This window comes from Aerococcus viridans, from assembly GCF_002871935.1.
GTDB lineage: Bacteria > Bacillota > Bacilli > Lactobacillales > Aerococcaceae > Aerococcus > Aerococcus viridans_B.
Genome location: NZ_PNHQ01000034.1, coordinates 1 through 7,178 on the forward strand (window position 1 = coordinate 1; position 7,178 = coordinate 7,178).

General features: G+C 37.7%; 7 protein-coding genes. 4 read left to right on the top strand and 3 right to left on the bottom strand.

What is annotated here, in order from left to right; genetic code table 11:
* Nucleotides 1–238 precede the first annotated feature (238 nt).
* From CJ191_RS08820 to map, 3 genes are all read right to left on the bottom strand, one after another.
* Nucleotides 239–1,231: an LCP family glycopolymer transferase gene (locus tag CJ191_RS08820; RefSeq protein ID WP_070468087.1), complete on the bottom strand. Its 993-nt coding sequence runs from the start codon at nt 1,229–1,231 to the stop codon at nt 239–241.
* Between the two features lie 41 nt (nt 1,232–1,272).
* The gene (locus tag CJ191_RS08825; RefSeq protein WP_102199545.1) at nt 1,273–2,880 is read right to left on the bottom strand and encodes an LCP family glycopolymer transferase; all 1,608 of its coding nucleotides are present in this window, start codon (nt 2,878–2,880) and stop codon (nt 1,273–1,275) included.
* Nucleotides 2,881–3,081: 201 nt separating this feature from the next.
* Entirely contained in the window at nt 3,082–3,837 is a 756-nt protein-coding gene (gene map, locus CJ191_RS08830; RefSeq protein WP_070468089.1) for a type I methionyl aminopeptidase, read from the bottom strand.
* A 237-nt stretch (nt 3,838–4,074) separates the two neighbouring features.
* Here map and CJ191_RS08835 point away from each other — a divergent pair, with 237 nt between their 5' ends.
* The 4 genes from CJ191_RS08835 (at nt 4,075) to CJ191_RS08850 (ending at nt 6,972) form a co-directional block, all read left to right on the top strand.
* Nucleotides 4,075–4,782, top strand: coding sequence for a GntR family transcriptional regulator (locus tag CJ191_RS08835; protein WP_102199546.1), 708 nt, complete (start codon nt 4,075–4,077; stop codon nt 4,780–4,782).
* Between the two features lie 107 nt (nt 4,783–4,889).
* Complete coding sequence (locus CJ191_RS08840) at nt 4,890–5,342, top strand: flavodoxin (RefSeq protein WP_102199547.1); 453 nt, start codon at nt 4,890–4,892, stop codon at nt 5,340–5,342.
* Between the two features lie 16 nt (nt 5,343–5,358).
* Complete coding sequence (locus tag CJ191_RS08845; RefSeq protein WP_070468091.1) at nt 5,359–6,606, top strand: aminopeptidase; 1,248 nt, start codon at nt 5,359–5,361, stop codon at nt 6,604–6,606.
* A gap of 48 nt (nt 6,607–6,654) precedes the next feature.
* On the top strand, nt 6,655–6,972 hold the full coding sequence (locus CJ191_RS08850; RefSeq protein ID WP_102199548.1) for a hypothetical protein: 318 nt from the start codon (nt 6,655–6,657) through the stop codon (nt 6,970–6,972).
* Nucleotides 6,973–7,178 lie beyond the last annotated feature (206 nt).

The window sequence follows — 7,178 nt, forward strand, 5'->3', positions numbered from 1 at the left end:
TTAGGATTTCATGGCCTTTTTGTATACCCAAAAATAGTGCTGGCGGAAATTCCTAAGAATTTCCCACCAACACTATTTATCATAGAACCGAACGTTTATAATTGGGTGCCAAAAGTCAGCATTGTCCGATACTGCCCAAATGTCTCCAATAATATTTCATTATTGTTCGCCTTTTGGTCCAGTAGGTCAATCCTAAGCGACTTTTGTCTCACCTTCACCATATTTTAAATCATACAGTTTAATCTAGCTCTAGATGTGATCTAAGTTCTGCTGATGTTTCTGAAATTTGTGCTTCAGATAAGATATTGTAGTAAATGCCTGTAGACATATCACCTGTACCAACTAAGGTAGTGGATGTTACATTTTCAGAATCTACTCGATAATTTAAGCCCAATTGTGTCATCTCTGAAACTGTTAAATCAGTTGTGACATTCGCTTGCACAGTCTCCATAAGGCTTCCTAAACTACCAATGTTTGAAACATCTGCATACTTGTCTAAGATAGCTAATAAAACTTGGCGTTGACGATCAGCTCGCCCATAGTCACCATTTGGATCATCATAACGGTTACGGACATAAGCTAACGCTTCAGCACCCGTTTCCAAAGTAATTTGACCTTCTGGGAAGGTATATTCATCTTGTGAAAAAGTGAAATCATTGTACAATGATACACCACCAATCGCATCAATGATGTTCATCATACCTGTCATATTTACTAGGGCATAGTAGTCAACCGGTACATTTAACAAGTTTTGAACCGCATTAATTGAACCTGATGGGCCACCAGCCATAGCATATGCCCCATTAATCTTAAAGTCTATATCAGAAATGTAGGTATCACGAGGAATAGACACCATTTTTGCCGTTTTAGTATTTGGATTGATTGTTACAAGAATCATCACATCTGTATTTTGTTCACCAGTCGTTCTTGAACCACCCGAGTCCATACCCATTAATAAAATAGACACTGGTTCCTTATCCGAAATAGTTACCTCTTTATCACGCACTTTTTCTACTGGGTCTGCACCATCCGCATCTGCTGGTTGGTAAATAGCGTCTGCAGTTTGATTGATACGATAATAAGAATATGCAGCTACGCCACCGCCAATAATTAATAGTGCTAACAATACCCAACCAAAACACCCCAAGAAGCCACGACGTTTTTTACGGGGTCTGTCCTCATAATATTCCTCTCGTTGACTTCTACGATGGCGACTTTCTCTGTTTGCCATGTAATCCCTCCTCCTCAAAGATAACGATTGATTTTTTAATTTTATTCACTTACGGTATAATCTTCAACCGGCGTTTCAGTAACCGATTCTTCTGAAATAACTGGTGGATCTGAGGTTACTGATGATTCTTCTGGAATCGTTGTGGATGGTGAAGTTGTTGGTACACTATCACTTTCTGCACCCGTTTCCGGTACTTCTTCACTATAAATATCAGGGTAGTTCGTCGTTTCTGAATAAGTATCAGCATAATCATAAGTGCTAGTTGCATCTTCCACGCCCGTATTACCATAACTATCTAAGTCGTCACTAGTCATTTCACTTACAGAACCACTAGGATCAAAACCACCAGTAATATAAGCTAACAAGTCATCATCTAAACTTGTTGGAATGGTTTGATCATCCTGTTCATCAATCAAGTCTGTATTGCCCGTTGATGCTAGATAATCATTAATTGAATAACCAAATATATATTTCACCAGCTCATTTAGGTCTTCTCTTGTATATATACCTGGTTTGATGGCCATCTCATCATCTGATAATACACCATCCCAATTTAAATCAGATACTGGGAAGTAGGTAGATTCAACACCAAACTCTACAGGATAAACCACCACTGTATTCGTTCCTTCATAGTCTATATTCTCTTGCATAATAGACACGTTCTCTAAACGTTCTACCTCAGGAATTAACATATAGTAGCCAAAATCAAGATTTAAATCGACATAATCATCAAAGACTAATTTATTCAAGTTATCCATAGCTGGTAAATATTTAGACTGTAAGGCAAACATATTATCTACCGTTACGTTTGTTTTCACATCATCGCCAAGCACATCTAATATATCATTATAATTCGTAATTGTGCCTAAGGATATCACCTTATCCACTACAGCCTCGATTAACTGTTGTTGGCGTTTCTCACGGCCAATATCACCTTCTGGGTCAACTTTACGCATCCGCACATATTGCATGGCTTCTAAGCCAGATAAGGTTCGTGTTTCCCCTTCAGTAAAGGACACTTCATTTTGTGTAAAGGTTAATGTTGGCGTGATTTCAACGCCCCCCAAAGCATCAATCACATCCATAAATCCTTGCATATTGACATTTACATAATAATCAATAGGGATATCCAAGTAACGTTGTAGGGAGTTAATTGTTCCTTCAATCCCGTCATAATTCATATAAGCATGGTTTAATTTATCAAACTCGTCCGTGTCACTTTGAACACCTAAGGCATCTCTTGGAATTGACACAACAGTTGATTCGTTGGTTTTTGGATTAATGGTAAACACCATCATGACATCCGTGCGTGTTTCCTCAACATCTTCATAGTAGAGCGCCCCACTATCTATACCAGTTAATAAAATTGTGATGGGCTCGCCATTTTTTAATTGCGCATCCGCATCACGAATTTTTTCTGCGTTCACATCCTCATAGATATTAGAACCAAAACCTGAAATATCTGCGTATACCTTAAACATAATCAAACAAGCCACCACAACTAATCCTGCAGTACCTAAAATCCAATAGGTTTTCTTTTCTTTAGGTAACCATTTTGAGGAAAGCAATGCGTTTATATTGAACGCTTTGTTCCTTCTACTATCACGGCGACTAGGACCATTTTTTGGTTGATTATCTTGCTTTGTCATAAGCGCTCCTCTGGTGAATTATTGGGAAATTTGCTATTTTTATAGCATAAAATTGTTAAATCATCTTGTGCAAACTTAGGCAATATATATTATAGCACAATGAAAATTTACTGCATTGGGATTTAAACAATCTTAATAATTATTTATGCCAAAAAACCATTAAGTTTGATTACTCATCCCTTAATGGTTTGTTGATGACGGTTAGTCTTTTTGTTGGGTTAATATAATTGGACCATCTTCTGTGATTGCTATGGTGTGTTCATATTGTGCTGAGCGTCCACCATCTATTGTGCGTGCTGTCCAGCCGTTAGCATCCATTTTTGATTGCCATTTACCAGTATTCACCATTGGTTCAATGGTAATCGTCATCCCAGGCCGTAACCGTTGCCCTTTACCTGCTACGCCGTAATGAGGTATTGATGGGCCTTCATGCATCGTTGGTTGAATACCGTGACCAACAAACTCACGTACAACAGAGAAACCTTCCCCTTCAACATAGGATTGAATAGCCGCACCAATATCACCAATACGGTTACCTACACGTGCTTGGTCAATACCTAATGCCAGTGCTTTTTTTGTAACGTCCATTAAACGTTGCCCTTCTTCATCCACTTGACCAATACCATAAGTCCAGCAAGAGTCAGCAAAGTATCCATCTAGGGATAAAACTGTATCTACACTGACAATGTCGCCATTTTTTAAGGCGCGATCAGGGAATGGAAAGCCATGACAGATTTCATCATTAATAGATATACAGGTTACGTACTCATAACCTTCAAAGCCCACTTGTTCACGAATAGCACCAGCTTCAGTAATCTTCTTATCGAAAAAAGCTTCTATTTCCATTGTGGTTACACCAGGAACCATCATTGGACGTAATTGCTCATGAATACTAGCTAGTAAAGCACCTGCTTTTTTCATCGCTTCTATTTCACGGGCAGATTTTAATGTTATCATTTACTCTCGTCCTTCCTTTGTATTCACATTCATTATACCTTAAAATCAAACGGAATAAAATGAATCCATCCCCCTGATAACATGTAACCGTTTTAATTTTTTTATAACTTTTAATGATAATATTTGCCTTTTTCTCTTTTAAACTGGTATGATTAAGTCAGTAAGAAAACTTTTTTGCATATTTTAAACAGGCAAATATGAAATGTATCAACCAATGGCCTGAGCGAGGTGAATGGCATGGGAAAAACACAGAAACTAGAACAAGTTGCCTACTTACACATAAAGGATCAAATCCTTAGCGAAAACTGGAAGACGGGCTTCCATATTGTTGAAGCTTTTATCTCTGAAGATTTAGATATCAGTCGTAGTCCGATTCGTGCTTCTCTAAGTACGCTAGCGGATGAAGGTTATGTCGACATGATTCCATATCGCGGATTTTTTGTAGCTGAAAACCCGCCTAAAATTGATTTTGTAGCCCATCGTTTACGTTACGTACTCATCATTAGCTATAGAATGTTAGACCAAATGATTAAACAAAAGGTAGATGGTGAAAAATACCGTCCCCTTCTAGAAGAAAAAGTAGCAGCAGTTAGAAAAGCTTACGATGAAAAAAACTTCGATGACTTTTTAACGACTAGCGAAGCCGTATTGAAAACCATATTAGATATCGGTAACCATGACTTCTTAGTCAAAGAAGCATTAGAATGTTCTCGAACTGTTATGACGGCAATTTTGGAAAGATACCAATCTGATGAACCTACTGATTTCATTTTAGATATGTATCCATTCATGATGTACTTAAGTGATATCGTACGGTTGATTTCAGAAAACCGTTTTGACGATGCTCGTGTATTATTTGAGATCATTTTTAACTATTTAAAAATGCAACTACCCAAAGAGACTCAAATGGCATTTGAACATATTGATAGCTATCGATTGGCTTAGACAATTGTTTATATACTGAATGAAAGCACTCTATATCGTAAAAGAGTGCTTTTTTTGCTATAATTTTAATTAGGAATGAAAACTATAATTGAAAGGAGCGAACCATATTGCCAAAAGCACTAGTTACCTTTGCTTCTTTAACGGGAAACGATGAAGAAATAGCAAATATTATGACCAAATCCCTAGTTCATTTAGGCGTAGATGCACGTATGGTGGAATGCCAATCTGTTTATGCGACCGATTTTCTAGAAGAGGATATCTGTGTTGTCGTCACCTATACCTATGGTGCTGCAGCAGATTTACCGGATGAAATTGTAGACCTTTATGAAGAATTGGCGGATGTAGACCTCACTGGAAAAATCTTCGCAACATTAGGGTCTGGTGAATATGACTACGAAGCTTTCTGTAAATCTGTTGATGATTTCACCTTACAATTCAAAAAAGCTGGTGCGATCCAAGCTGGTGAAGCTGTGAAAATTGAATTATATCCAGAAGAGGAAGATATTCCCGCAATTGAACAACTTGCTCAGCAATGTGTAAGCACCTACCAACAACAATAAATATTAGGAGGATTTAATCTATATGGAAAATTTTGACCAATTATTAGACAAATATGCAAACCTATTAATCGAAAAAGGTATTAACGTACAAAAAGGTGACAACGTAATGATTTATATCGCTGTCGACCAAGCACCTCTAGCCCACTTCTTAGCAAAACATGCATATGAGAACGGCGCTCGTCGTGTACACTTCACTTGGAAAGATGATTATACTAACCGCTTAGACTTTGAATACCAAACTACAGAAGATTTAGCTGAAGTTGCAGACTACACAATCGCTCGCCAAGAAGATTTGATTTTAAATCAAAAAGTATCACGCCTTTCAATCGTTTCTGGAGACCCAGATTTATTGAATGGTATTGACTCAAGTAAAATTGATACCGTTCAAACTAATCGCGGTCAAAAATTAAAAGTTGTACGTTCTGCAACAATGAATGATCAAGTTAAATGGACCGTTGCAGCGGCTGCAGACTTTGGATGGGCTAAACATGTCTTCCCAGAATTAGCGAATGATAAACAAGCCGCAACAGATGCACTATGGGATGCGATTTTTAAAGCTAGTCGCGTATACGAAGATGATCCAGTGGAAGCATGGAATAAACACCGTGACTTACTAGATGAAAAAGCACAAAAATTAAACGATAAACAATTTAAAAAATTGCATTATAAAGCACCAGGCACTGATTTAACACTAGGTTTACCTGAAGGACATATCTGGGTATCTGCTCAAAGCTTTAACCCTGAAGGCTCACCTTTCATTGCCAATATGCCAACTGAAGAAGTTTTCACAGCACCGAATACAAACGTCATGGATGGTTACGTCACTTCAACCAAACCACTATCTTACGCGGGTTCAACAATTGAAGGCATCAAAGTAACCTTTGCAGACGGTAAGATTGTGGATGTTACTGCTGATAAAGGGGAACAAATCATGAAAGATTTAATCTTTAATAATCATGGCGCCCAAGGATTAGGTGAAGTAGCCTTAGTACCACACAAATCACCAATTTCTCAAAGTAATTTAACCTTCTATAATACTTTATTTGATGAGAATGCTTCAAACCACTTGGCAATCGGTGCTGCTTACCCAACTAACGTTAAAGGTGGCACTGACATGTCTGAAGAAGAATTACAGGCAGCAGGCATTAACCGTAGCCATGTCCACGTTGACTTCATGATTGGGTCTGCTGAAATGGATATCGATGGCATCGATGCAGATGGGAATGTGTTCCCTATCTTCCGTCAAGGCGAATGGGCTTTCTAATGATCTAACCGTAATTTACTTTTATAAACAAGTTAAAGGAGGTTAACCATGTCACACGACCCTAAACACAACGAAAAAGATTTGAATGAACTGTATAATCGTTTGAAAAACATGGACCGAAAAAAAGTTGAGGAAACCTTGGAATATCTAGATAAAGGGTCTCCCAAATTAAACTGGTTATATATCACACTCGCCGTAGCCATTATTTTTCTTTTGATTTGGTTGATCACGATTATGAACCCCCATGAAGATGTAGCACCAACAATTGATAAAACTGAAGAAATTAACATTCAAATCCAAGAGATGGAATCTCGTATTGAAACACTAGAAGGTCAAGTAGATAATCTAGAAGAAGCAAATAATTAATATAAACAGGATAATCGCTAGCAAGTACCTAGGGAAACTAAGTACATTGCTAGCGATTTTGGCTCTTCGTCAAATCGGACTGATGAGAATAATTTCCAAGTAATCATTGATTGCTTGGTTTTTTATTTATCATTCATTTCCATTATTCATTATATAAATATTTATCTCCATATCCAAGCAGCCCTTAGGCTGCTTGCGTAATAGGG